Source organism: Gemella bergeri ATCC 700627, assembly GCF_000469465.1.
GTDB lineage: Bacteria > Bacillota > Bacilli > Staphylococcales > Gemellaceae > Gemella > Gemella bergeri.
The window spans coordinates 1-25,570 of sequence record NZ_KI271821.1; the positions used below are offsets into that span (position 1 = coordinate 1).

Below are 25,570 nucleotides of genomic sequence, written 5' to 3' on the forward strand. Positions count from 1 at the left end.
TGTTGCACTTTTATTTGCAATTCGTCATTTGATAAAAAATTTTTTTGTTATTGACACTAACGTTACGTTATAATGTAAACTATATATATCAGCTGGTAAAAAAACAAATACTAGGAGGTAGATATGTACACAATAGGAGAAATGTCAAAAATTTCCGGTGTGAGTGTTAGGACACTACATTATTATGATGAAATAGGGTTACTGTCACCAATTAAAGAACAGAATGGTTATCGCAAGTACAGTGAGAAAGAATTAGATAAACTACAACAGATTATGTTTTATAAGTGTTTAAAGTTTTCTTTGCATGATATAATAAATATTTTAAATGATAACGTTAACCATGTGGAAATTTTAATTAGACAACGAGAATTAATCAAAAAGGAAAAAGATCGTTTCGATCAGTTACTTAAAACGATTGATAAAACAATAGAGCATATAAAAGGAGAAAAGACGATGACTGTAGAGGAAAAATTTGTAGGATTTAAACATGAAGATTTAGAAAAATATGAAGAACGTGCAATGAAAAAGTATGGTAAAGAAGTAATAGCAGAAGCAAAAAGACGAAGAGTCGGTATTGAAAATATAGCTAATGAAGAATTTAATAATGTGTTTAAAACTTTAGCTAAATATAAAGCAGATGGTTTAGGCATTGATGATAAAAAAGTACAAGAAGAGATTGATAAGCTGTACAATCATATTAATAAATATGGATTTGATTGTACATTAGAAGTATTTTCTTTCATAGGAAAAGGTTATGGGCAAAATCCGGAATTTAGAAATAATATTAATAAATTTGGAATAGGAGTAGCAGAATTTACGAGTGAAGCAATAGGATATTATTATGAGAAAACTAATTAATTAATTGATAGATTGTAGTTTTCGATGATAGGTAATTGATAAATTCAAAAACTTTTAATAAATCTATTGACAAAATTTAAAATATGTACTACACTAATAAAGTCAGTTTAAATGTACCGTAGACAGTAGGGGGAGTAATCCTTAATTAACCTACCGAGGACAAAAATTCGAAAAGAAACTTATGTGCCTTTTTGTATGTTCTCGCATACAAAAAGGTATTTTATTGGTACTGGGATTGATAAATCTACTTAGGAGGAAATTCAATGTCAAAAGCTATTGAGAAAAAACAAGAGTTAGTTAACCAAATTGCTGAAGAAATTAAAGCTAGTTCATCAGTTGTTATTGCTGACTACCGTGGTTTAAATGTTGCAGAAGTAACAGAACTGCGTAATAATATGCGTAACGAAGGTTTAACTTTTAAAGTTTATAAAAACTCACTAGTTCGTCGTGCTATGAAAGAAGCCGGTGTTGAGGGGTTAGATGAAGTTCTAACAGGACCGAACGCATTTGCTTTTTCAACAGACGATGTCGTAGCGCCTGCCAGAGTTTTAAATGATTTCGCTAAAGAACATGAAAACTTGGAACTTAAAGCCGGTGTTATAGAAGGAAAAATTGCAGATCATTCAGAAATTAAAGCTATTGCCGCATTACCAAGCCGTGATGGATTACTTTCTATGTTGTTATCTGTATTAACAGCGCCAATGCGCAATACTGCTTTAGTTGTTAAAGCTGTAGCAGACCAAAAAGCTGAACAAGAAGCTTAATAAAAAATTAAAACACAATTAAAATCGGAGGAAATTTATAATGACTAAAGAACAAATTTTAGATGCTATTAAAGAAATGTCAGTTTTAGAATTAAACGACCTAGTAAAAGCAATTGAAGAAGAATTCGGAGTAACTGCTGCTGCACCTGTAGCTGTAGCTGGAGCTGCTGTAGCCGGAGCTGCTGAAGAAAAAACTGAGTTTGATGTAGTATTAACATCAGCTGGTGATTCAAAAATAAAAGTAATTAAAGTTGTTCGTGAAATCACAGGCGACGGATTAAAAGAAGCTAAAGAAAAAGTTGATGGTGCACCATCAGTTGTTAAAGAAGGAGCTTCTAAAGAAGAAGCTGAAGAAATTAAAGCTAAATTAGAAGAAGTTGGAGCTTCTGTAGAAGTTAAATAATTTCTAAATTATTAAGTAGATAAAAAATAGATAGATGTAAATAAACAATAATATTCTATTTGAGAATATTTGATACGATGATAATAACAAAAATAGTATATCTCAAGTGTTTTACTTTGAGGTATGCTATTTTCTTGATTGGAGGAGTATTTATAATGGGGCATTATTATACTAACAATCCGACAACAAATAGTTGCGAGAAAATTATATATTCTGAAATTAATAATACTAAATTAAAATTTTATACAGATAATGGGGTATTTTCAAAAGATAATGTAGATTTTGGAACTCGGAGTTTGCTGGAAAGTTTTTCTAGTGAAAAATTAAACGTAAAAGTAGCTGATATCGGTTGTGGTTACGGTGTTATATCCATTTATCTAGCGAAAATAAATCCAACTTACACATTTACTATGATAGACGTAAATAATAGAAGTCTTGAATTAGCTAAAAAAAACATTGAATTAAATAAAGTGATAAACGAAATAGAAGTAATAGAAAGTAGTTCTTTTGATAATGTAAAAGGTATGTTTGATATAGTTATTACTAACCCTCCTATAAGAGCCGGGAAGCAAATTGTTCATAAAATTATGAAAGATAGTTATAATCATTTAGTAATAGCCGGAGAATTGTGGGTTGTAATACAAAAAAAACAAGGAATGGCAAGTTGCAAAAAATTACTTGAGGGATTATTTTCTAATGTAGAAATTATTAGTAAAAATAAAGGATATTACATTTTAAAAGCAGTAAAATAATTGACAATTTACTATGATTATGATAAAATGGTAAATTGCAAGTAATTCTATTTTAGCGTAATAGAGTTATATAAAATTATATAAGAAAAAGAGAAAATGTATAATATTTTCTTTTTAGTTTATAAGAGAAATACTAAGAGGTGACACAGTTGCAAAAAGTTAAATTTGGTAAGCACAGACAAAGACGTAGCTATGCGAGAATTTCAGAAGTAATCGATTTACCAGACTTAATAGAAATTCAAACGTTATCTTATGAGAAATTTTTAGAAACCGGTTTAAAAGAAGTTTTTAGAGATGTTTCTCCAATTGAAGGTAATAATGAAAAATTAAGTTTAGAATTTATTGATTATAAACTTGGAACTCCCAAGTATAATGTTGATGAATCAAAAGAGCGTGATGCTACATATTCAGCACCATTACGTGTAAGAGTCCGTTTGATTAATAAAGAACGTGATGAAATTAAAGAACAAGAAGTGTTTATGGGTGAACTACCGCTAATGACGGAGACAGGAACATTCATAATAAACGGTGCAGAACGTGTTATCGTTTCACAATTAGTTCGATCACCTTCTGTGTATTTTACGGAAGATGATAAATTAAAGGTAAAAAATATTCCTAATGCGTATAAAACAACTGTGATTCCTAACAGAGGAGCTTGGTTAGAATTTGAGAAAGATATTAAAGGTTTGGCATATGCCAGAATAGATAGAACAAGAAAAATTCCACTAACAACACTTATCAGAGCCTTGGGATTTAATTCAGATGAGGAAATTATTAAGTTATTTGGTGAAGATGCCGAGCTTCTTAATACATTGGAAAAAGATGAGAATCAAGATGTTGGAACAGCCTTAAAAGTAATTTATGATAAACTTCGTCCCGGAGAACCTGCGAATGTTGAAACAGCTAAATCTACATTGTATGGACGTTTCTTTGATCCACGCCGTTATGATTTGGCAAAAGTAGGAAGATATAAACTTAATAATAAACTTCATGTTGCTGAAAGATTAGAAAATCAAATTTTAGTAGAGCCGATTGTTGATACAGAAACAGGTGAAATTTTAGTAGAAAAAGGTATTAAATTAACTCGTGAAATTTTAGATAGCATTCATGAGGAATTAGAAACTACAGCTAATATAAGAGAATTTGATATGAATGAATCACTTGACGGAAGTGATAGTTTAAAATTACAGTTATTTAAAATTGTTAATCAGGTTAAAGTTGGAAATGATTACAATGTTGATGAGTTGACAGCAGATCAAGTATTACATGTTATAGGTAATGCTTCACCGGATAAAGATATTTTAACATTAACTATTGCCGATATTATCGCAAGTATTAATTACTACTTATTATTAATCAGAAATAGAAGAAATGATGATTCGTTTGAATATGAATTAATAGGTAGAGTTGATGATATTGATCATCTTGGTAATCGTCGACTTCGTTGTATAGGTGAATTACTTCAAAATCAAATTCGTGTCGGTATTTCTCGTATGGAGCGTGTTGTTAGAGAAAGAATGAGTATACAAGATACTAACGAAATTACACCGCAACAGTTGATAAATGTTAGACCGGTTACTGCGATTATTAAAGAGTTTTTTGGAAGTTCTCAATTATCACAATTTATGGATCAAACCAATCCGTTAAGTGAGCTTACTCACAAACGTAGATTGTCTGCACTAGGACCTGGTGGTCTAACAAGAGAACGCGCCGGAATGGAAGTTCGTGACGTCCATTATTCTCACTATGGTCGTATGTGTCCGATTGAAACGCCGGAAGGACCAAATATAGGGTTAATTAACTCGTTATCTTCATTTGCAAGAATTAATGAGTATGGTTTTATTATGACTCCATATAGAAAAGTAGAAGTCAATAATGAAGGACGACCTTATGTCACTGAAAATGTTCAATATTTAACAGCAGATCAGGAAGATAAATATGTAGTTGCGCAATCTAACTCGAATGTAGATGAAAATGGATATTTCTTAGATGATGAAGTTGTTTGTCGTTTTAGAGGAGATAATACGATTAAACCTAGAGAAATGATGAATTTCATGGATGTATCACCTAAACAGGTAGTATCAGCAGCAACAGCTTGTATTCCATTTTTAGAAAACGATGACTCTAACCGTGCACTTATGGGTGCAAATATGCAACGTCAGGCGGTACCTTTGATGGTAACTGAAGCACCGTTTGTTGGAACAGGTATGGAACATTTAGCGGCACGTGATTCAGGAGCGGCGGTTATAGCTAAATATCGTGGTATTGTTGAATATGTGGATGGTGCTAAAATAAAAGTACGACGCCTTGAAATTCTTGATGGAAATGAAATTAAAGGTGAGTTAGATACATATATTGTACACAAGTTTGTACGTTCTAATCATAGTACATCGTATAATCAAAAACCTATTGTTAAAGTAGGAGACAGAGTTGAACCGAAAGATATTCTTGCTGACGGACCGTCTATGGATAAAGGAGAATTAGCACTGGGTAAAAACTTAGTGGTAGCATTTGTTAACTGGGACGGGTATAATTATGAAGATGCTGTTATTATGAGTGAACGTCTTGTTAAAGATGATGTTTATACTTCTATTCATTTAGAAGAGTATGAAACAGAAGCAAGAGATACAAAACTTGGACCGGAAGAAATCACACGTGAGATACCTAATGTAGGAGAAAATGCTCTTAAAAACTTAGATTCTCGTGGTATTATTCGTATAGGTGCGGAAGTAAAAGATGGGGACATTCTTGTTGGTAAAGTAACACCTAAAGGGTTAACGGAACAAACACCGGAAGAAAAACTATTATATGCGATTTTCGGTGCGAAATCTAAAGAAGTACGTGATACTTCATTGCGTGTGCCACATGGTGCTGATGGGGTAGTAGCGGATGTTAAAATTTTCAAACGTGAAGATGGTGCGGAGTTAGCCAATGGTGTTAACGAATTGGTTAGAGTATTTATTGTTCAAAAACGTAAAATTCGTGTTGGGGACAAAATGGCTGGTCGTCACGGAAATAAAGGGGTTATCTCAAATATTTTACCTGAAGAAGATATGCCTTATTTACCGGATGGGACACCTGTTGATGTTATGTTAAATCCGCTTGGAGTACCGTCACGTATGAACATTGGACAAGTATTAGAACTCCACTTAGGTATGGCGGCTAAACAACTTGGTATCCACGTAGCGACACCGGTGTTTGATGGTGCTAATGATGACGATGTTTGGTCAACTGTGGCAGAGGCCGGTATGGCAAAAGATGCTAAGACAGTTCTTTATGACGGACGTACCGGTGAACCGTTTGATAGTCGTGTTTCAGTTGGGGTTATGTATATGATTAAACTTGCTCACATGGTTGATGATAAACTTCATGCACGTTCAATTGGTCCATATTCATTAGTAACGCAACAACCACTTGGAGGTAAAGCACAATTTGGTGGACAAAGATTTGGTGAGATGGAGGTATGGGCATTAGAAGCATATGGCGCAGCTTATACACTTCAAGAAATCTTGACCTACAAATCAGATGATACGAACGGTCGTATTAAAACTTATGAAGCTATTGTTAAAGGTGAGAATATTCCACGTCCCGGAGTACCGGAGTCATTCCGTGTTCTTATGAAAGAACTTCAGGCTTTGGGTATGGACTTTAGAGTAATGGATAATGATGATAACGAAGTAGATATGGGTGATATAGACCTAGGTGATACTATAGATTTTCATACAGGTTTAGGACATTTACATGAAAAAAAAGAAGACGAAGTTAAGAATGAAGAAGCTGATGAAGATGTAAATATTGATACCGAAGATGAAGAAAATGAAGAAGTTGATGAAAATAGTGGTTATCAATCACTAGCTGACTTATTACTGTCAAATAATGATGAGTATGCTGATGTAGAAGATATAGAAGATGAAGAAATCGAAGAAGATTTTGATAATGAAAAATAAAAATTTTACAATGAATCACAAAATACTATTCAAGGCTATTATACAAAATAATAAAGGAGGTATGCTCCTTGATAGACGTAAATAATTTTGCATATATGAAAATTAGTTTGGCCTCTCCTGAAAAAATAAGAAGTTGGTCTTATGGAGAGGTTAAAAAACCGGAAACGATAAATTATAGAACTTTAAAACCGGAAAATGACGGGTTGTTCTGTGAAAGAATTTTTGGACCAACAAAAGATTGGGAATGTGCTTGTGGTAAGTACAAAAGGGTAAGATACAAAAATATAAAATGTGATAAATGTGGTGTTGACGTTACCTTATCAAAAGTACGTAGAGAAAGAATGGGGCATTTGGATTTAGCAACTCCGGTCAGTCATATTTGGTATTTCAAGGGAATACCGAGTCGTATGGGTCTGTTATTGGATCTTAGCCCAAGACAATTAGAAGAAGTAATCTATTTTGCTTCATATATTGTAATTGATCCAGGCGAAACGGATTTTATGAAAAAGCAAATTGTTTCAGAGCGTGAAGTTCGTGAGGCACGTAGTACATTTGGTGCTAACTCATTTGTAGCCAAAATGGGAGCAGAAGCTATCCGAGATTTATTGGCAGAGTTAGACATTGAAAAAGAATTAAGAGATTTAAAAAATGAACTTAAAGAATTAAGTGAAAGTAATTATAAATCAGGACAAAAAATTGTTAAAATTATTAAACGTGTAGAAGTGTTTGAAGCTTTTAAAAATTCCGGAAACAAACCGGAATGGATGATTATGACCGTTTTACCTGTTATACCTCCTGAATTACGTCCAATGGTTCAGTTGGACGGAGGACGTTTCGCAACGAGTGATTTAAACGATTTATATAGACGTGTCATTAATCGTAATAACCGTTTAAAAAAACTTATAGAATTAAAAGCACCCGGCTTAATTGTTCAAAACGAAAAACGTATGTTACAAGAAGCGGTAGATGCTTTAATAGATAATGGTCGTCGTGGTCGTCCTGTTACCGGTCCTGGTAACAGAACTTTAAAATCGTTATCTAATATGCTTAAAGGTAAACATGGACGCTTCCGTCAAAACTTACTAGGTAAGCGTGTTGATTATTCAGGTCGTTCAGTTATCGTAGTTGGGCCGAATTTGAAAATGTATCAATGCGGATTACCGAAAGAAATGGCGCTTGAATTGTTTAAACCATTTGTAATGAGAGAATTAGTAAAACGTGAATTGGCGAATAATATTAAAAACGCAAAAAATCAAATTGAAAGAATGGAAGATCACGTTTGGGATATACTGGAAGATATTATTCGTGAACATCCGGTATTGCTTAACCGTGCACCGACATTGCACAGATTAGGTATTCAAGCTTTTGAACCGATTTTAGTAGAAGGTCGTGCGATAAGATTGCATCCACTTGTAACTACTGCGTTTAACGCTGACTTTGACGGTGACCAAATGGCTGTTCACGTACCTCTATCAAAAGAAGCACAGGCCGAAGCACGTATGTTAATGCTGGCTGCTCAAAATATTCTTAATCCGAAAGATGGAAAACCCGTTGTTACACCATCTCAAGACATGGTACTTGGTAACTATTATTTAACATTAGAAAGACCGGGAGCAATCGGTGAAGGTATGATTTTTAAAGATGCTGACGAAGCAAGAATGGCATATCAAAATGGGTATATTCATTTGCATACTCGTGTTGGTATTGCAGCAAAATCATTCAATAATCCGACATTTACAGAAGAACAAAATAAAAAATTATTAATTACAACAATTGGTAAAGTTATTTTTAATGATATACTTCCGGCCGGTTTTCCATTTTTGAATGAACCAACTAAAGATAACTTGGAGATAGCAACACCGGAAAAATACTTTGTTGCGACAAGCGAATTATCAGAAGGCGGGCTTAAAGCCTATATTAAAGAAAAAGAAACCGCAATACCATTTAAAAAAGGTTTCTTGTCAAAAATTATTTCAGAAATTTTTAATAGATTCCATATTACTGAAACATCTATGATGTTGGATAGAATGAAAGATTTAGGATTTAAGTATTCTTCAAGAGCGGGTATTACCGTTGGAGTAAGTGATGTGTTTGTCTTACCTAATAAGTATGATATTCTTGCAGAATCACAAGAAAATGTTGATAAAATCACTAATTTATTTAGACGTGGTTTATTAACGGAAGAAGAACGTTATCAAAATGTTATTGCACAATGGGCAAAAGCTAAAGATATTATCCAAGATCAACTTATGGACTCTCTTCCTGCGACTAACCCAATTTATATGATGAGTGATTCAGGAGCACGTGGTAATGCGTCAAACTTTACTCAACTTGCGGGTATGCGTGGACTTATGGCATCACCATCAGGTAGAATCATGGAAATGCCGGTACGTTCATCATTTAAAGAAGGACTTACAGTATTGGAATACTTTATTTCTTCTCATGGAGCACGTAAAGGGCTTGCAGATACAGCGTTAAAAACTGCCGATTCAGGGTACTTGACACGTCGTCTTGTTGATGTTGCCCAAGATGTTATTGTTCGTGAAAATGATTGTGGAACATCTCGAGGTTTAAGAGTAGCAGCACTTAAAAATGGGACTGATGAAATTGAGAGTTTACAAGAACGCCTAGAGGGAAGATACAGTAAAGAAACTGTTGTTCATCCGGAAACCGGTAAAGTCATTGTTGAAGATGGTGAATTAATCACGTTAGATACAGCGAAAGAAATAGAAAAAGCCGGCATTGAAAGTGTTGTAATTCGTTCGGCATTTACATGTAATAGTCGTCATGGAGTTTGTGAGAAATGCTATGGTAAAAACTTAGCAACCGGAGAAAAAGTTGAAGTAGGCGAAGCAGTAGGTACAATAGCTGCTCAGTCTATCGGAGAACCGGGAACACAGCTTACAATGCGTACATTCCATACCGGAGGGGTAGCGGGTGCAGATATTACTCAAGGTTTACCTCGTATTCAAGAGTTATTTGAAGCACGTAATCCAAAAGGAAAAGCTCTAATTTCAGAGGTAGATGGAACTGTAACAAAAGTAGAAGTGGATAGTAATCATATTCGTAGAATATTTGTATTAAGTGAAATTGGAGAAGAAAGAGAGTATCAAGATTACGGTACAAGTCGTATGTTAGTTAAAGAAAACGATGAAGTTAAACGTGGTCAAGCATTAACTGAAGGTTCTATTGAACCCAAAGAATTACTTTCTATTGCAGGTTTGGAAGCTGTACAAAGTTACTTATTGACAGAAGTACAAAAAGTTTACCGTATGCAAGGTGTTGAAATTAGTGATAAACACGTTGAAGTAATGGTAAGACAAATGTTGAGAAAAGTGCGTGTTATCAATGCAGGAGATACCGATTTGTTGCCGGGTTCATTAGTAGATATTCATAGATTTACTGATGAGAATAAAAAAATTCTTAAACATCGTGGAAATATGGCGACAGCGAAACCGGTTATTCTTGGTATAACAAAAGCATCTTTAGAAACGGAAAGTTTCTTATCAGCAGCATCATTCCAAGAAACAACAAGGGTTCTTACAGATGCAGCGGTTAAAGGCAAAACAGATATGTTAATGGGACTTAAAGAAAATGTTATTATTGGTAAATTGATACCTGCCGGTACCGGTATGCCTAGATATAACAATATTGATGTTCAATATGAAGAAGATTTAGAGCAAGAAATGGAACAAGAATTAAGTAAACCTATTGAACAGGAATTACACGATGAATTAGAGACTATTTAATTAAAAACATGATAGAAATATAGAATATAAAAAAAGTTTTTGTATTTCTATTGACAAACATTAAATAAATATGTACAATAGATAATGTTGAATACAAAAGTAGAAGCACCCGTTTCTCACCTGCCAATGTTGATTGTTCAGGTTTATGTAGATGAAATGTAGAATTTTATGCTGGGTGTTTTGCACCCAGTTTTTTATTGCTTTTAGTATTTAATGAATTTTATAAATAGGAGGTGCTGGTCATTAGTAAAGATACTGCACAAGTAAATGAAGGTATTAAAGCGAAAGAGTTTCTTTTAATTAGTCAAAACGGAGAACAATTAGGAGTAAAATCTAAAGCAGAGGCATTGCAAATAGCAGAAAGAATGAATTTAGATGTCGTTTTAGTTGCGCCTAATGCAAAAACACCGGTTGCTAAAATTATGAATTATGGTAAATTCAAATTTGAGCAACAGAAAAAAGAAAAAGAAGCACGCAAGAAACAAAAAATCGTTACAACGAAAGAGATACGTTTATCTCCTACGATAGAAAAACACGATTTTGAAACTAAATTAAAAAATGCTAAAAAATTCTTAGCAAAAGAAGATAAAGTAAAAGTTTCTATTCGCTTTAAGGGGAGAGCAATCACCCATAAAGAAATTGGACAGAAAGTTTTAGAAAACTTTTCTAACGAAGCTAGCGATATAGCAACTGTCGAACAAAAACCTAAAATGGAAGGTCGCAGTATGTTTTTAGTTCTAGCACCAAAAAAAGAGAAATAAAGGTTTAATATAGGAGGAATTTGATAATGCCAAAAATGAAATCTCACCGTGGTTTAGCAAAACGCGTGAAAAAAACAGCTAACGGTAAGTTAAAACGTAGCCGTGCTTATACATCTCACTGGTTTTCAAGAAAAACTACTAAACAAAAACGTCACTTACGTAAAGCATCATTAGTATCTCGTGGTGATTACAAACGTATTAGAACTTTATTAGTTAAGTAATATAGAATTTATAATGTAAATACTTATTTATAAGTTATACTAAAGGAGGAATTAGATATGCCACGTGTAAAAGGTGGAACAGTGACTCGTCGTCGTCGTAAAAAAGTTTTGAAATTAGCTAAAGGTTATTTTGGATCAAAGCATACATTATTCAAAGTAGCAAAACAACAAGTAATGAAATCTGGAATGTATGCGTTTAGAGATCGTCGCCAAACTAAACGTAATTTCAGAAGATTATGGATCGTTCGTATCAATGCTGCAGCTAGACTAAACGGATTATCATATAGTCGTTTAATGAACGGTCTAAAAGTTGCAGGTATTGATATTAATAGAAAAATGTTATCAGAAATAGCTATTCACGATGCTCAAGCTTTTTCAAGCATTTGCGAACAAGCAAAAGTAGCATTAGCTAAATAATAAGTTTTAAAAAAGAAACTAGTCATTAGATTAGTTTCTTTTTATCTATATTTAATAAATAATTTTTCTAGGAGTTTTAAGACTTTGATATTTCTGTATGGCAATTTCATGATAAATTTCTTCACCACGTTTTCCATAAAGTAGGGTAGCCCAAGTGTACCATAATAAATCACAAAAACGTAAGAAAATATCTAGTTTATAAAAATCACATTGTTCATCTGTAAAGTATGCTTTAAGGAAAGTGATTGTTTCTTGATAATCTAGTTCATTTTCTGATATAAAACTGGCAATATCAAAGTAATAATCATTTTGCCCGGCATATTCATAATCTATTAAAAACAGATTATTTTCAGTAAATAAAAAATTTCCTTCAACTAAATCGTTATGACATAATCTGTCAGGTTTATAAACCTTTTTTATTTCATCAACCAAATAAATAAAATTATCAATATCTAATTCATCGATAAGATTAAAATAAGAATAAAAAGTATCAATTATATTGAATGAATTTTTTGCCTGAAATTTTTTTGAATGAAACTTTTTAAGCAACTTTGCTATTTCAATGATGTTGGATAAATTTTTTTGTGAGATAAATGTTTTAGAATCTTTTTGGTATGGTGTAATAAGGTTATTATTGTTATAATGAATCACATTAAGAAAATATGGTTCGTTTTTTAATAATTTAATAGCTTCTTTTTCGTTTTCTTTATTAACAAGTTTAGTGTCATCTTTTTGTGTTCTGTAAAAATAGCTATTTTGATCAGTATGAACGATGTAATTTTTGTTAGTAATACCATAGCTTGTTTCTATCATGGTAACTATTTTTTCTTCGAGAATTTTTTCCAGTTTTTCTTTTTTATACATATATATCACTCACTCTTAATTTTAAATCACCCATATTATATAATATTAGCATGTTTATGTAAAATGAAAAAGTTTTCACCTAATAAATTAAAATTATAAATTAGTATATTAAAATCCTATTTTTTAGATGTAATTAGTAAAAAAATATTATCACAAACATTTTAAATTTTATGTTAATTTACCTAAAAGAATATCTCAAAAAAATGGTTGATATAATTGAAAAATAGATAGAAAAAATAAAGTTAATATAACATGTTTCCTTGAAAAAAAAATTGTTTTTTGATATAATTAAAGAGTATAAAATATATTTATATACGAAATATTTTTTTTTAATTTTACAGGAGGTGTAAAGTGAAAAAAGTAGTAATTGATAATGAGTATATTACTTTATCTCAATTTTTAAAAATGGAAGACTTTATTAATTCTGGAGGACAGGCAAAATTTTTTCTTTCGGAAGAAGATGTATTTTTAAACGATGAATTAGAACAGCGTAGAGGGAAAAAACTATATTCAGGTGACATAGTAAAGATAAAAAATAAAGAATTTTTAATTAGTGATGAAGATTAGAGAATTAAAATTACTTTATTTTAGAAATTATGAAGCGCTTGGATTAGAGTTACATCCCTCTCTTAATGTTTTAGTCGGTGATAATGCTAATGGTAAAACAAATTTAATAGAGGCTATTTTTTGTTTAGCACTGGGGAAAAGTTATCGTACTAAAAGTGATAGTGAATGTATTAAATTTGGAGAAAGTGCAACAGCGGTGTCTTGTGTACTAAACAAAAGAAATAAAAATATAAATATTATGCTTGGAATAAGTAATAAGGGAAAAAATGCAAAGATAGCAGGGATAAAAAAAACAAAACTCACGGACTTTGTGGGGGAACTTAATGTCGTTTTATTTTCGCCGGAAGATTTACAAATTGTAAAAGGTTCTCCGGCACTAAGAAGAGAATTTATTAATAGAGAATTTTATCAATTTTCAAGAGTATATCATAGATATAATCTTATGTATCAGCATTTGTTAAGACAGCGTAATGCTTATTTAAAAGACATGAGAAAAAATCCGAAAGATGAATTATCATTAACATATCTTGAAACCTTAACATCCCAGTTGGTAAAAATTGCTGTGTATATCACAAAAGAGCGTGTCAATTTTGTAAGAGATATTGCAAAACTTGCAAAGGATAATATGAATAATATTTCGAATGGTACGGAGAAATTGGAAATAAGCTACAAAAGTTCTATTTTAGAACAACTTGACATTGAGAATATTGATGATAAAAGATTTACTGAAGAAAATATTGTTAAAAATATGATGAAAAAATCATTTGATGACATTATGCGTGGAAGTACAAAGGTAGGTCCACATCATGATGATTTAATTTTTTATATTAATAATTTAGATGCAAAGGTCTATGCTTCACAAGGGCAACAGCGTAGTATTGTTTTATCGCTAAAACTTTCAGAAATAGATTATCTGAAACAAAAAACAGAAACTTATCCGGTACTTCTTTTGGATGATGTTTTAAGTGAACTTGATAAAACACGTCAGCGAAAGTTGTTGGATGCAATTAATGAAAATGTTCAAACTTTTATAACAACACCTTCAATAACTGAGATAAAAGAGGAATTATTAAAAAAATCTAAGGTATTCTATATAAAACAGGGTAGTGTTAGTGAAGCAAGTTATTAAAAAAATATTTTGTAATTATTCGTAAATGAATGATAATGTTTTATAGTAAAAAAGTTATATTTAGTTAAAAATGATAAATGCAATAAAATGAAAGGAATAATCATGGTAGAGAAAAAAGAAATGCAAGAATATAATGCAGACCAGATTCAAGTTCTTGAGGGGCTTGAAGCTGTTAGGGTAAGACCCGGTATGTATATTGGTTCAACATCAAGTAAAGGGTTACACCATCTTGTTTGGGAGATAGTAGATAACTCTATTGATGAAGCATTAGCAGGGTATTGTAATACTATTACTGTTGCGATTGAAAAAGATAATTGGATAAGAGTAGAGGACAACGGACGCGGTATTCCGATTGATATTCAGGAACAGACGGGAAAACCTGCATTAGAAGTAATTTTAACAGTATTGCATGCTGGTGGTAAATTTGGCGGTGGCGGTTATAAAGTATCCGGAGGACTTCATGGAGTTGGAGCTAGTGTAGTTAATGCTCTATCTACCGACTTGGAGGCGTACGTTCACCGTGATGGTAATATTTATTTGATGAAATTTCAGCGTGGAGAAGTTGTACAAGATATTACAGTTGTTGGTGTAACTGATAAAACAGGGACAACAGTTCGTTTTAAAGCTGATCCGGAAATTTTCCAAGAAACAACGGAATATGAATATGATATTTTACGTATGCGTATTCGTGAACTTGCATTCTTAAATAAGGGAATTACGATTATTCTTAAAGATGAAAGAGAAGGGCAAGAAAAAGAAGAATCGTTTTGTTATGAAGGCGGATTATTAGAATATGTTGAAATGCTTAATGAGAATAAAGATGCCCTACATGAAGCGATTTATGTACAAGGAGAAATGGACGGTAAAGAGGTTGAAATTTCAATGCAATATAATACGGGTTATGCCAGCAATGTTTTAAGTTATGCAAATAACATTAACACCCATGAAGGTGGAACCCATGAAAGTGGTTTTAAGACAGCCTTAACACGAATTATTAATTCTTATGGAAAGAAAAACAAACTGATTAAAGAAAAAGAATCGTTAACAGGTGATGATGTTAGGGAAGGCCTTGTTGCTATTATTTCCATAAAACATCCTAACCCACAGTTTGAAGGACAGACAAAAACAAAACTTGGAAATTCAGAAATGAGTACCATAACTAATAAATTATTTTCAGAAGAGTTAGATAGATTTTTACTGGAAAACCCTAAAACTGCAAAAATTATTGTCGAAAAAGGATTACAAGCATCACGTGCAAGAATTGCTGCTAAAAAAGCTCGTGAATCAACACGTCGTAAAAATGCTTTAGAATTCACAAATCTACCGGGAAAACTGGCAGATTGTTCCAGCAAAGATGCAACTGAATGTGAATTATTCCTAGTCGAAGGAGATTCTGCAGGAGGGAGTGCAAAACTTGGGCGTAACAGTACATTCCAAGCTATTTTACCATTAAAAGGTAAGATTTTAAATGTGGAAAAAGTAAGAATAGATAAAGTATTATCTAGTGATGAAATTCGCTCTTTAATTACAGCTGTAGGAATGGGGATTGGTGAAACATTAAATATTGATAAATTACGTTATCATAAAATTGTAATTATGACTGATGCCGATGTTGATGGAAGTCATATTCGTACGTTATTATTAACATTCTTCTTTAGATATATGAAAGAATTAATTGATGCAGGATATGTTTATATTGCAAGACCCCCATTATATGGTTTAAAAGTTGGAAAAAAAGAATATTATTCACATACAGAAGAGGAATTAAAAGAGCATATTGAAGAATATGCTAAAGATAAAAAATATGCCGTTCAACGATATAAAGGTCTTGGAGAAATGAATGCTGAAGAATTATGGGCTACAACAATGGATCCGGAACATCGTTTAATGTATAAAGTAAGTATTGATGATGCACAACGTGCAGATGCGGCGTTTGAGGTTTTAATGGGTGAAAAAGTTGAACCTAGACGTAAGTTTATTGAAGAAAATGCGTTGAATGTTATTAATTTAGATGTTTAATACGAAAGGATAGGACATGGAAGATAATAAAAATAATATTACCTTGAGAAATATAACAACAGAAATTGAAAATTCTTTTTTGGATTACTCAATGAGTGTTATTGTCTCACGTGCATTACCGGATGTACGTGATGGTTTAAAACCTGTACATAGAAGAATATTATATGCTTTTAATGAATTGGGGTTAACATATGATAAACCATATAGAAAAAGTGCAGCGGTAGTAGGGGAAGTAATGGCAAAATATCACCCTCACGGTGATTCAGCAACATATGGAACAATCGTTCGTTTAGCACAAGATTTTAATAGTCGTTATCCGTTGGTTGACGGACAAGGAAACTTTGGTTCTATTGACGGAGATGGTGCTGCTGCAATGCGTTATACAGAAGCACGTATGAGTAAAATTGCATCCGAAATGTTACGTGATATAAATAAAAATACTGTTGATATGCAAGATAACTATGACGGTACCAAAAAAGAACCAAAAGTATTACCGGCAAAAATACCTAACTTATTAGTAAATGGAAGTAGTGGTATAGCGGTAGGTATGGCTACAAATATTCCACCACATAATTTAGGAGAAGTTATTGACGGTATTGTGGCACTGTCCGATAATCCTGATATATCAATAGCGGAACTAATGACAAAAATAAAAGGACCTGACTTTCCAACTGGAGCATATTTACTGGGACGTAGTGGTATCGTTAAAGCATATAATACAGGACGTGGTTCAATTATTATGCGTGGTAAAACTGCGATTGAGCAGATGAAAAATGGGAAAGAACGTATTGTTATTACAGAGATACCTTATCAGGTAAATAAAGCAAAATTGGTAGAGAAAATAGCGGAATTAGCCCGTGATAAAAAAATAGAAGGTGTAACAGATTTACGTGATGAAAGTAGTTTGAAAGGAATTCGTATTGTTATTGAATTACGTCGAGATGTTAATAGTAATGTAATTTTAAATAACCTTTACAAATTGACACCTTTACAAAGCTCATTTGGTGTAAATATGATTGCCCTTGTAAATGGTGTGCCTAAATTATTAAATTTAAAAGAGGCATTATATCATTATTTAGAACATCAAAAAGAAGTAGTGGTAAGAAGAACAAAATTTGATCTTAAAAAAGCACAGGATCGTGCTCATATTTTAGAAGGATTGAGAATTGCCCTTGATAATATTGATAAAATAATTAGTTTAATTCGCGGTTCTAAGACAACAGAAGAGGCTAAAACAGGATTAATAAAACAATTTGATTTATCTGATATTCAAGCACAAGCTATATTAGACATGCGACTACAACGTTTAACAGGTTTAGAACGTGAAAAAATTGAAGATGAGTATAGTAAATTAATGAATTTAATAAAAGATTTACAAGATATCTTAAATAAAGAAGATCGTGTTCGTGAAATTGTTAAAACAGAATTACTTGAAATAAAAGAAAAATATGGGGATTCACGTCGTAGTGTTATAATTGAAGGACAAGTGGATACGATAGAGAATGAAGATTTAATAGAAAAAGAACAAATAATTATTACATTATCACACAACCAATATATCAAACGTTTGGCAGCTAGTACATATAAATCCCAAGGACGCGGGGGTCGTGGTGTTAATGGAATGACAACAAATGATGAAGATAATATAGCATATATGTTAAGTTGTTCAACTCATGATCATATATTATTCTTTACGGATAAAGGTAAGGTATACACACTTAAAGGATATGAAGTTAATCAAATGAGTAGACAATCAAAAGGAATACCGATAATAAATCTTCTTGAAATCGAAAAAGAAGAGAAAGTTAATTCTATTATTGCCATTTCTGACTTACAAGAAGTTGGAACAAATCTAATCTTCTCTACTAAGTTTGGTATTATTAAAAAATCTAAACTCGGTGATTACGCAAGTATTCTTAAAAAAGGGAAAATAGCACTTAAACTTGATGATGGTGATTCTCTAATAGACGTTCAACGAATTACTGATGAACAGGATATTATGATTGTAACAGCTAATGGACAAGCAATTCGTATCAATGCGGAAAAAGTACGTACTATGGGACGAGTAAGTCGTGGTGTAAAAGGTATTACACTCGGTTTAGATGATTATGTTATCGGTATGGAAGTAGTAGATGAAACGAAAAAAATCTTGACTGTAACTGAAAACGGTATTGGAAAAATATCTAAATCAACGGAATTTAATGTAATTAACCGTGGTGGAAAAGGTGTCAAAGTAGCAAAAGTTACGAAGAAAACAGGTAAAATCGTTGCGGTAAAATCAATTGCAGGTAACGAAGATCTGATGGTAATGACAAACCAAGGTGTTATTATTCGAATTGACATTTCAACAATTAGTACACTAGGGCGCACAGCAACAGGGGTTAAAGTAATCAATTTAGTTGATGATCAAAAAGTGGCAACAGTTACATTAGCGGAAAAAGAAGAAAATTACGAAGAAGAATAATTTGATATAAAAATTTATTATATTATACTGACCATAAAAGGTAGTCAGAAAGTTTATACCAAGGATTTAGTTTTCCATAACAGGACTAAATCCTTTTAATTTTATTTTAGTATAACTTTTTGTTGCTGAAATAAAAAAATAAGTTGTTTTTTCTAAAATCAGAACATTTTGTTTGAAATATCCATAAAAGTTTGCAAATTAAGAAAAAAAACTGGAAAATATTAAAAAATAAATTGTTTTCTTCTTTAAAAAGCTATATAATGAATATATGCTATTAAATTTCATATAAAGATACTAAGGAGTATTACATGCAAAGTACGAGATTAGAGAGTAGTATTAACGAAAATATTGTTCAAGAAGAGATTCAGTTATTAACTGAAATGTTGTTGGAAGCCACTAGAAAAATGACATCAGAAGAAACTTTTAAAAAAATTATGACGTTAAAAAAGTTGGCGGATAACAAAAAATATGGTGAATTAAATACTGTTGTAAAAGATTTAACAAAAGAGGAAATGTATACAGTAGCAAAATTTTTCTCAGTGTTACCGCTTCTTATAAATATAGCGGAAGATGTAGATTTAGCGTTTGAAGTAAACTACAAAAATAATGCCGGAGAAAATTATACAGGAAAACTTAAATCGGCAATAGAAAACATAACAGATAATACTATATTAGAGAATATAAACGTTGTTCCGGTTTTAACTGCTCATCCCACACAGGTTCAAAGAAAAACGATGTTAGATTTAACTGAAGAGATACATTCACTGCTTAGAAAACATCGTGATATTAAGCAAGGACTAATAAATGAAACAAAATGGAGAAATAATCTTCAAAAACATATAGAGATTATTTTACAAAGCGATACTATTCGAGAAAAAAAATTAAAAGTATCAAATGAAATAACTAATGTCCTTGAATATTATAATCGTTCTTTTATTCAGGCTATTTCTGCTCTAATAACGGAATATAAAAATTTGCTTAAAGAAAATAATATTTCTTTAATAAATGAAACACCGATTACTATGGGTATGTGGATAGGAGGGGACCGTGATGGAAATCCTTATGTAACCGCAGAGACATTAAAACTTTCAGCTATGAAACAATGTGAAGTAATATTAGATTATTATGTTGTAAAATTGGAAAATTTATATAGAACATTTTCTATCTCTTCTCAATTTATTAACGTAAGTGATGAATTGAAAAATCTTTCAGAAAAATCAACAGATGTTTCTGAATATAGAGAAAAAGAACTTTATCGAAAATCTATTTTTTACATTAAAGAAAAACTATTAAATACAAAAAATTATTTACTAAATGATATAAAATCAGAAAATATTTATTTAACAACCTATGAATTTGAAAAAGATTTAGAAGTTATAAAAAATTCTCTTTTGGAAAATAATGGGGAAGTATTTATAACCGGAGAATTTGAAGAATTATTAAACGTTGTAAAAATTTTCGGTTTTTATTTAGCAAGTATTGATATGAGGCAAGATTCCAGTGTTCACGAAGTTTGTGTAGCTGAACTGTTAAGAAGTGCCAATATAGTGAAAAATTACAGTGATTTATCGGAAAAAGATAAATGTAAAGTGTTATTAAAGCAATTAGTTGAAGATCCTAGACCGCTCAGTATCGGAGATAATTCAAAACAATCAGAACAATTAAAAAAAGAACTTGAAATTTTTAGGACTGCAAGAATTTTAAAAGATAAGTTAGGTGATAATATTATTAAACAAAGTATTATTTCACATACAACAAGCATTTCGGATTTGTTAGAACTTGCTATTATGTTAAAAGAAGTTGGATTAGTAGGAAAAGATTTTGCAAGGCTTCAACTTGTCCCATTATTTGAAACCATTGAGGATTTAGAAAATTCATATGAAGTAATGGATAATTATTTGAAATTGGATATAGTTAAAGAATGGATTAAAGATAACAAATATTATCAAGAAATAATGTTAGGTTATTCTGATAGCAATAAAGACGGAGGTTATTTATCTTCGGGTTGGTCGTTATATAAGGCTCAACAAAAACTGGCTTTATTGGGCGATAAACATGGAATAAAGATAACATTTTTCCACGGGCGAGGTGGAACTGTCGGTCGTGGTGGTGGTCCCAGTTATGATGCGATAGTATCACAACCGCTTGGTAGTTTACAAGATAGAATTCGATTAACAGAACAAGGCGAAGTAATAGGAGCAAAATATGGTAATAAAGATGCCGCTTACTATAATTTAGAAACATTGTTCTCGGCGGTAATAGAAAGAATGAATTCTGATAAAGTAGAATTAGATGAGAATTTATATAGAAAAATTACAAATGCGATGGATGAAATTGTTGCAGATAGTTATAAAACGTATAGAAAATTAGTTTTTAAAAATAAAGAATTTTATAATTATTTTTTTGAGGCTACTCCAATAAAAGAAATTTCAAGTTTAAATATCGGCTCACGTCCGGCATCGCGTAAGAAAATTACGGATATAGGAGGACTTCGTGCCATACCTTGGGTATTTTCATGGTCACAAAGCAGAATAATGTTACCCGGTTGGTATGGAGTAGGGACAGCATTTTCTAATTTTATAAGAAAAGATAGTAAAAATCTCTCTTTTCTACAAGAATTGTACGAACAATGGCCATTCTTCAAAGCATTATTATCAAATGTTGATATGGTAATGTCAAAAGCAGATATGGGAATTGCAAAAGAATATTCAAATCTTTGTAGCGATGAAAAGACAAAAAAAGTATATAATGAAATTTTAAAAGAATGGAATTTAACAAAAGAGGTTGTTTTAAAAATTTCTAAACATAGTAATTTTTTAGAGGATAATTTTTATTTAACACAAAGTTTAGAGCATAGATTACCATATTTTAATACATTAAATTATGTTCAAATAGAACTTATAAGACGTGCAAGACAAGGAGAAATTCCCGATTCTCAAATAAATACAATACATATAACGATAAATGGAATAGCAACAGGTTTAAGAAATTCCGGATAATTATGAAACCGAAGTAATAGAAAATGTTACTTCGGTTTTTTTGATATTAATGTTGAAAAATCTAAATCTTCATATTTTGATTTTATATTTTTAGATAGAGTGTCAAAATTATTATTTGGAAATAACGGATCAAAATCATCATTGAAGGAATTTATTTTTTGTTGTGAAATAAATTTATTACCGGAAATATCTTCTTCTTGATCAGTTAAATTCTCTATCGAAATTTTTTTATCACTATTTTGGTAATTTATTTCAATATCATTTGGAGAGTTTTCACCTTTAAAGTTGTAAAATAATGGACCATATTCTTCTAGTAATTCTTCGTTTGATAAGTTAATAAATGGATTTTCTATTTTTTCTATCGTTTCGGAGTAAATTTCTTCTATTATTTTTTCATTAGTTTCTATGGGGGTGGCTGCATTATTTTGCCAAGATAAAATAATATCAAAAAGTATTTCGAGTTGTTTTTCATTTAAATACGGTAGATAATTTTTAATTTTTTGTACTGTACTCATGGTTTTACCTTACGATTTTTGAGCTGTTGTTTTTAAATGCTCAATATAATCAGCACCCCAATTTTCCAGTTCATCAAGAACCTTTTGAAAATTTTTTCCTATTGATGTTAAACTATATTCAACTTTCGGGGGTACTTGAGCATAAACTTCACGATGAATAAGACCGTCACGTTCCAGTTGTTTAAGTTGCTTAGTTAAGGTAGCTTGAGTAATTTCTCCAAGTTCACGTTGCAATTCATTAAATCTTCTTTCTTTATTACTAAGAATATGTAGTATCAAAATAGTCCATTTTCCCGAAAGGATTTTTTGTGTAGTAAAAAATGGGCAAACTCCAAATAAAGTTTCATTTTTCATATTTTACCTCCTAAATATTATTAAAATTTATATTGATATTATGAAATTCTATCAAAAAAGATACTAAGTATAATAAAAAAACGTACTTGATATTTTTTTTATACAACTATATAATCATATATATAAATTATAAAACAAAAATGCTCTTGAAGCAAGATAAAATTTAAAAATAAAAAGGAGATTTCAATATGACACAAGAGAAATTATATCAAACAAGAAGAAGCAATTACGCATTAGGAAAAAATCTTCCAATTTCAGAAGAGAAAGTGTTAGAAATTATAAAAAATGCGATAAAATATTCACCAAGTGCTATTAATTCACAAACTGCACATGCAGTAGTGTTGTTAGGTGATAACCATGATAAATTATGGAATATAACATTTAATGAATTATCTAAAATATTACCTAATGAAGATGCTAAAAAAACAACTAAAGATAAATTAGATACTTTTTCTGCAGCATACGGAACAATTTTATTCTTTGAAGATCATGATATAGTAAAAGGATTGCAAGAACAATTCCCAACATATGCTGATAATTTTCCATTATGGTCTGAACAATCAACAGGTATTGCATCATTTGCTGTATGGAATGCATTGTCAGAGGCTGGAGTAGGTGCAAATATACAACACTACAATCCATTAATTGATGATGCTGTAGCTAAAGAATGGGATATTCCAACTAATATGGTATTACGTGCACAAATGCTATTTGGTGAAATTACAGCTCCGGCAGCGCCTATTGAAAGAACTGATAGAACACGTATAATAAAATAATTTTTTAAAAAAATTATAAACTTTCTTTTTAATTATTGTAATAAAGAGAAAGTTTATTTTATTTATTAATAATTACGAATAATAATGAATAGAACTCAAAAAAGTAAAGATTAATTTTAATTTTTTATATTTTAAATTTAAGAAAATATAAAATTATATTTTTTATAAATAATAAATTTATAAGCACAAAAATTGAAACGCATACATTGTTATGTTATTATGATAAAAAAATTAAAAAGGAGATTTTCTTATGGAAAAATTAAAAAAAGAAAATTTTAAAATGTATATTGATGGGGAATGGGTGGACTCATCAGATAAATTAGTTGTGAAATCTTATAACCCGGCTAATTCAGAGTATTTAGCGAACTTCCCAGATGCGACTGAAGAAGATGTAAATAGTGCAGTAGCCGCTGCAAGAAAAGCCTTTAAAACTTGGAAAAAAACAACAGTTAGCGAACGTGCTGCCTTATTAAATAAAATTGCAGATATAATTGATGAAAACACGGAACTGTTAGCAATAACAGAATCACTTGATAATGGTAAACCAATAAGAGAAACATTAAGTGTTGACATTCCGTTAAGTGCAAAACATTTTAGATATTTTGCGGGATGTATTTTAGCTGACGAAGGACAAGCAACGGTATTGGATGAGAAATTTTTAAGTCTAATTTTAAGAGAGCCTATAGGTGTGGTTGGGCAAATTATACCTTGGAATTTTCCGTTTTTAATGGCAGCGTGGAAACTTGCACCGGCATTGGCAGCAGGGAATACTATCGTTATTAAACCGTCAAGTTTAACTTCACTTAGCTTGTTGACATTTGTAGAATTAATTCAAGATATATTACCTAAAGGGGTACTAAACGTAGTTACAGGACGTGGAAGCAAATCAGGTGAGTTTCTAAAAAATCATAACGGTTTAGATAAACTGGCATTTACGGGATCAACAGAAGTGGGAAGAAAAATCGCTTTAGCTGCTGCAGAAAAATTGATACCCGCAACATTAGAATTGGGTGGTAAATCAGCAAATATTATTTTAGATGATGCAGATATGGAAAAAGCATTAGATGGTGTTCAATTAGGTATCTTATTTAACCAAGGGCAAGTGTGTTGCGCCGGTTCAAGAATATTTGTTCAAGAGGGTATTTATGATGAGTTTGTAGCGAAAGTAAAAGAAAGATTTACTAAACTTATAATAGGGGATCCGTTAAACCCTAAAACACAAATGGGAAGCCAAATTGATGAAAAACAAGCCGAAAAAATTATTAACTATATTGAAATTGCTAAAAAAGAAGGCGGAGAGATTCTCGTAGGTGGAGAAAGATATACGGAAAATGGTTGTGGCAAAGGAGCATTTGTTAAACCAACATTAATTACCAATATAAATAACGGATGTCGTATCGCTCAAGAAGAGGTATTTGGACCGGTTTCGGTAATTATTAAATTCAAATCTGATGAGGAAGTTATTAATCAGGCAAATGACAGTGAATATGGACTGGCTGGAGCAGTATTTTCTAAAAATATTAATAGAGCATTAAATATTGCTCGTAGTGTTGAAACCGGAAGAATGTGGGTTAATACTTATAATCAAATTCCAGAGCATGCACCATTTGGCGGATATAAGAAATCAGGTATTGGACGTGAAACTCATAAAGTTATTCTTGAACACTATTCACAAATGAAAAATATCTTAATTGATTTAACTGATGATATATCAGGATTTTATAATTAAGACTTTGTAAAAAAATAAAGGTGTAGAACAAAAATCTACATCTCTATTTTTTAAGTAGATAATTTATTATTATAATTTTAAGAAAACAACAGATTGCTGTTGTTTTTTAAATTCATTGATTAAGAATAAAAAGTAAAATAATACATGTTATGATAGAAATGCTGAAATTTTTATAAATTAAAATAAAAGAAAGAACGATACATAAATATTTGTAGATTGTACCAAAATTACTAGAAAATATAGGGGATATATGGTATAATGTAGTGTATCTTTTTGAGCTTT

Annotated in this window: 19 protein-coding genes and 2 other annotated features; of the genes, 16 read left to right on the top strand and 3 right to left on the bottom strand. The window is 31.3% G+C overall.

The annotated features are described in order from the left end of the window. Window positions 1-123 precede the first annotated feature (123 nt). From HMPREF1983_RS02620 to rplT, 9 genes are all read left to right on the top strand, one after another. Window positions 124-858 (top strand): MerR family transcriptional regulator, encoded by a 735-nt coding sequence (locus HMPREF1983_RS02620; protein ID WP_021752738.1) that lies wholly within the window; start codon window positions 124-126, stop codon window positions 856-858. A gap of 98 nt (window positions 859-956) precedes the next feature. Beyond that, window positions 957-1,089 (top strand) — a sequence feature (ribosomal protein L10 leader region). A 32-nt stretch (window positions 1,090-1,121) separates the two neighbouring features. Next, window positions 1,122-1,622, top strand: a complete 501-nt coding sequence (gene rplJ, locus HMPREF1983_RS02625) for a 50S ribosomal protein L10 (RefSeq protein ID WP_021752739.1) — start codon at window positions 1,122-1,124, stop codon at window positions 1,620-1,622. A 40-nt stretch (window positions 1,623-1,662) separates the two neighbouring features. Beyond that, window positions 1,663-2,025 (top strand): 50S ribosomal protein L7/L12, encoded by a 363-nt coding sequence (gene rplL / locus HMPREF1983_RS02630; protein ID WP_021752740.1) that lies wholly within the window; start codon window positions 1,663-1,665, stop codon window positions 2,023-2,025. A gap of 155 nt (window positions 2,026-2,180) precedes the next feature. Beyond that, window positions 2,181-2,777, top strand: a complete 597-nt coding sequence (locus tag HMPREF1983_RS02635) for a class I SAM-dependent methyltransferase (RefSeq protein ID WP_040460866.1) — start codon at window positions 2,181-2,183, stop codon at window positions 2,775-2,777. Between the two features lie 149 nt (window positions 2,778-2,926). Next, the gene (gene rpoB / locus HMPREF1983_RS02640) at window positions 2,927-6,724 is read left to right on the top strand and encodes a DNA-directed RNA polymerase subunit beta (RefSeq protein WP_040460867.1); all 3,798 of its coding nucleotides are present in this window, start codon (window positions 2,927-2,929) and stop codon (window positions 6,722-6,724) included. A 95-nt stretch (window positions 6,725-6,819) separates the two neighbouring features. Then, window positions 6,820-10,473: a DNA-directed RNA polymerase subunit beta' gene (gene rpoC / locus HMPREF1983_RS02645; protein WP_021752743.1), complete on the top strand. Its 3,654-nt coding sequence runs from the start codon at window positions 6,820-6,822 to the stop codon at window positions 10,471-10,473. Between the two features lie 91 nt (window positions 10,474-10,564). After that, window positions 10,565-10,677 (top strand) — a sequence feature (ribosomal protein L20 leader region). Between the two features lie 29 nt (window positions 10,678-10,706). Beyond that, window positions 10,707-11,234: a translation initiation factor IF-3 gene (gene infC, locus HMPREF1983_RS02650; protein WP_021752744.1), complete on the top strand. Its 528-nt coding sequence runs from the start codon at window positions 10,707-10,709 to the stop codon at window positions 11,232-11,234. Between the two features lie 26 nt (window positions 11,235-11,260). Then, window positions 11,261-11,455, top strand: coding sequence for a 50S ribosomal protein L35 (gene rpmI / locus HMPREF1983_RS02655; protein ID WP_004631723.1), 195 nt, complete (start codon window positions 11,261-11,263; stop codon window positions 11,453-11,455). 57 nt (window positions 11,456-11,512) lie between these two features. Next, window positions 11,513-11,872, top strand: coding sequence for a 50S ribosomal protein L20 (rplT, locus tag HMPREF1983_RS02660; RefSeq protein ID WP_021752745.1), 360 nt, complete (start codon window positions 11,513-11,515; stop codon window positions 11,870-11,872). A 51-nt stretch (window positions 11,873-11,923) separates the two neighbouring features. On the opposite strand, the gene HMPREF1983_RS02665 is transcribed toward rplT, so the two are convergent. Then, window positions 11,924-12,736: a phosphotransferase gene (locus HMPREF1983_RS02665; protein WP_021752746.1), complete on the bottom strand. Its 813-nt coding sequence runs from the start codon at window positions 12,734-12,736 to the stop codon at window positions 11,924-11,926. Window positions 12,737-13,087: 351 nt separating this feature from the next. On the opposite strand from HMPREF1983_RS02665, the gene yaaA reads away from it, so the two are divergent. The 5 genes from yaaA (at window position 13,088) to ppc (ending at window position 21,914) form a co-directional block, all read left to right on the top strand. After that, the gene (gene yaaA, locus HMPREF1983_RS02670; protein ID WP_021752747.1) at window positions 13,088-13,303 is read left to right on the top strand and encodes a S4 domain-containing protein YaaA; all 216 of its coding nucleotides are present in this window, start codon (window positions 13,088-13,090) and stop codon (window positions 13,301-13,303) included. Then, window positions 13,293-14,432, top strand: a complete 1,140-nt coding sequence (gene recF / locus HMPREF1983_RS02675) for a DNA replication/repair protein RecF (RefSeq protein WP_021752748.1) — start codon at window positions 13,293-13,295, stop codon at window positions 14,430-14,432. The genes yaaA and recF overlap by 11 nt, the downstream gene beginning before the upstream one ends. A 102-nt stretch (window positions 14,433-14,534) precedes the next feature. Continuing rightward, the gene (gene gyrB / locus HMPREF1983_RS02680) at window positions 14,535-16,451 is read left to right on the top strand and encodes a DNA topoisomerase (ATP-hydrolyzing) subunit B (protein ID WP_040460872.1); all 1,917 of its coding nucleotides are present in this window, start codon (window positions 14,535-14,537) and stop codon (window positions 16,449-16,451) included. 16 nt (window positions 16,452-16,467) lie between these two features. Beyond that, the gene (gyrA, locus tag HMPREF1983_RS02685; protein WP_021752750.1) at window positions 16,468-18,915 is read left to right on the top strand and encodes a DNA gyrase subunit A; all 2,448 of its coding nucleotides are present in this window, start codon (window positions 16,468-16,470) and stop codon (window positions 18,913-18,915) included. 308 nt (window positions 18,916-19,223) lie between these two features. Further along, window positions 19,224-21,914 (top strand): phosphoenolpyruvate carboxylase, encoded by a 2,691-nt coding sequence (gene ppc / locus HMPREF1983_RS02690; protein WP_021752751.1) that lies wholly within the window; start codon window positions 19,224-19,226, stop codon window positions 21,912-21,914. A 26-nt stretch (window positions 21,915-21,940) separates the two neighbouring features. Here the strand turns inward: ppc and HMPREF1983_RS02695 are convergent, their stop codons facing one another. After that, window positions 21,941-22,429: a hypothetical protein gene (locus tag HMPREF1983_RS02695; RefSeq protein WP_021752752.1), complete on the bottom strand. Its 489-nt coding sequence runs from the start codon at window positions 22,427-22,429 to the stop codon at window positions 21,941-21,943. A 9-nt stretch (window positions 22,430-22,438) separates the two neighbouring features. Beyond that, a complete protein-coding gene (locus HMPREF1983_RS02700) occupies window positions 22,439-22,783 on the bottom strand; it encodes a winged helix-turn-helix transcriptional regulator (protein WP_021752753.1) in 345 nt (114 codons plus the stop codon). A gap of 188 nt (window positions 22,784-22,971) precedes the next feature. Between HMPREF1983_RS02700 and HMPREF1983_RS02705 the strand changes: the two genes are divergently transcribed. Together HMPREF1983_RS02705 and HMPREF1983_RS02710 are read left to right on the top strand one after the other, a co-directional pair. Continuing rightward, complete coding sequence (locus tag HMPREF1983_RS02705) at window positions 22,972-23,559, top strand: nitroreductase family protein (protein WP_021752754.1); 588 nt, start codon at window positions 22,972-22,974, stop codon at window positions 23,557-23,559. Between the two features lie 250 nt (window positions 23,560-23,809). Next, the gene (locus HMPREF1983_RS02710; protein WP_021752755.1) at window positions 23,810-25,288 is read left to right on the top strand and encodes an aldehyde dehydrogenase family protein; all 1,479 of its coding nucleotides are present in this window, start codon (window positions 23,810-23,812) and stop codon (window positions 25,286-25,288) included. Window positions 25,289-25,570: the final 282 nt, after the last annotated feature.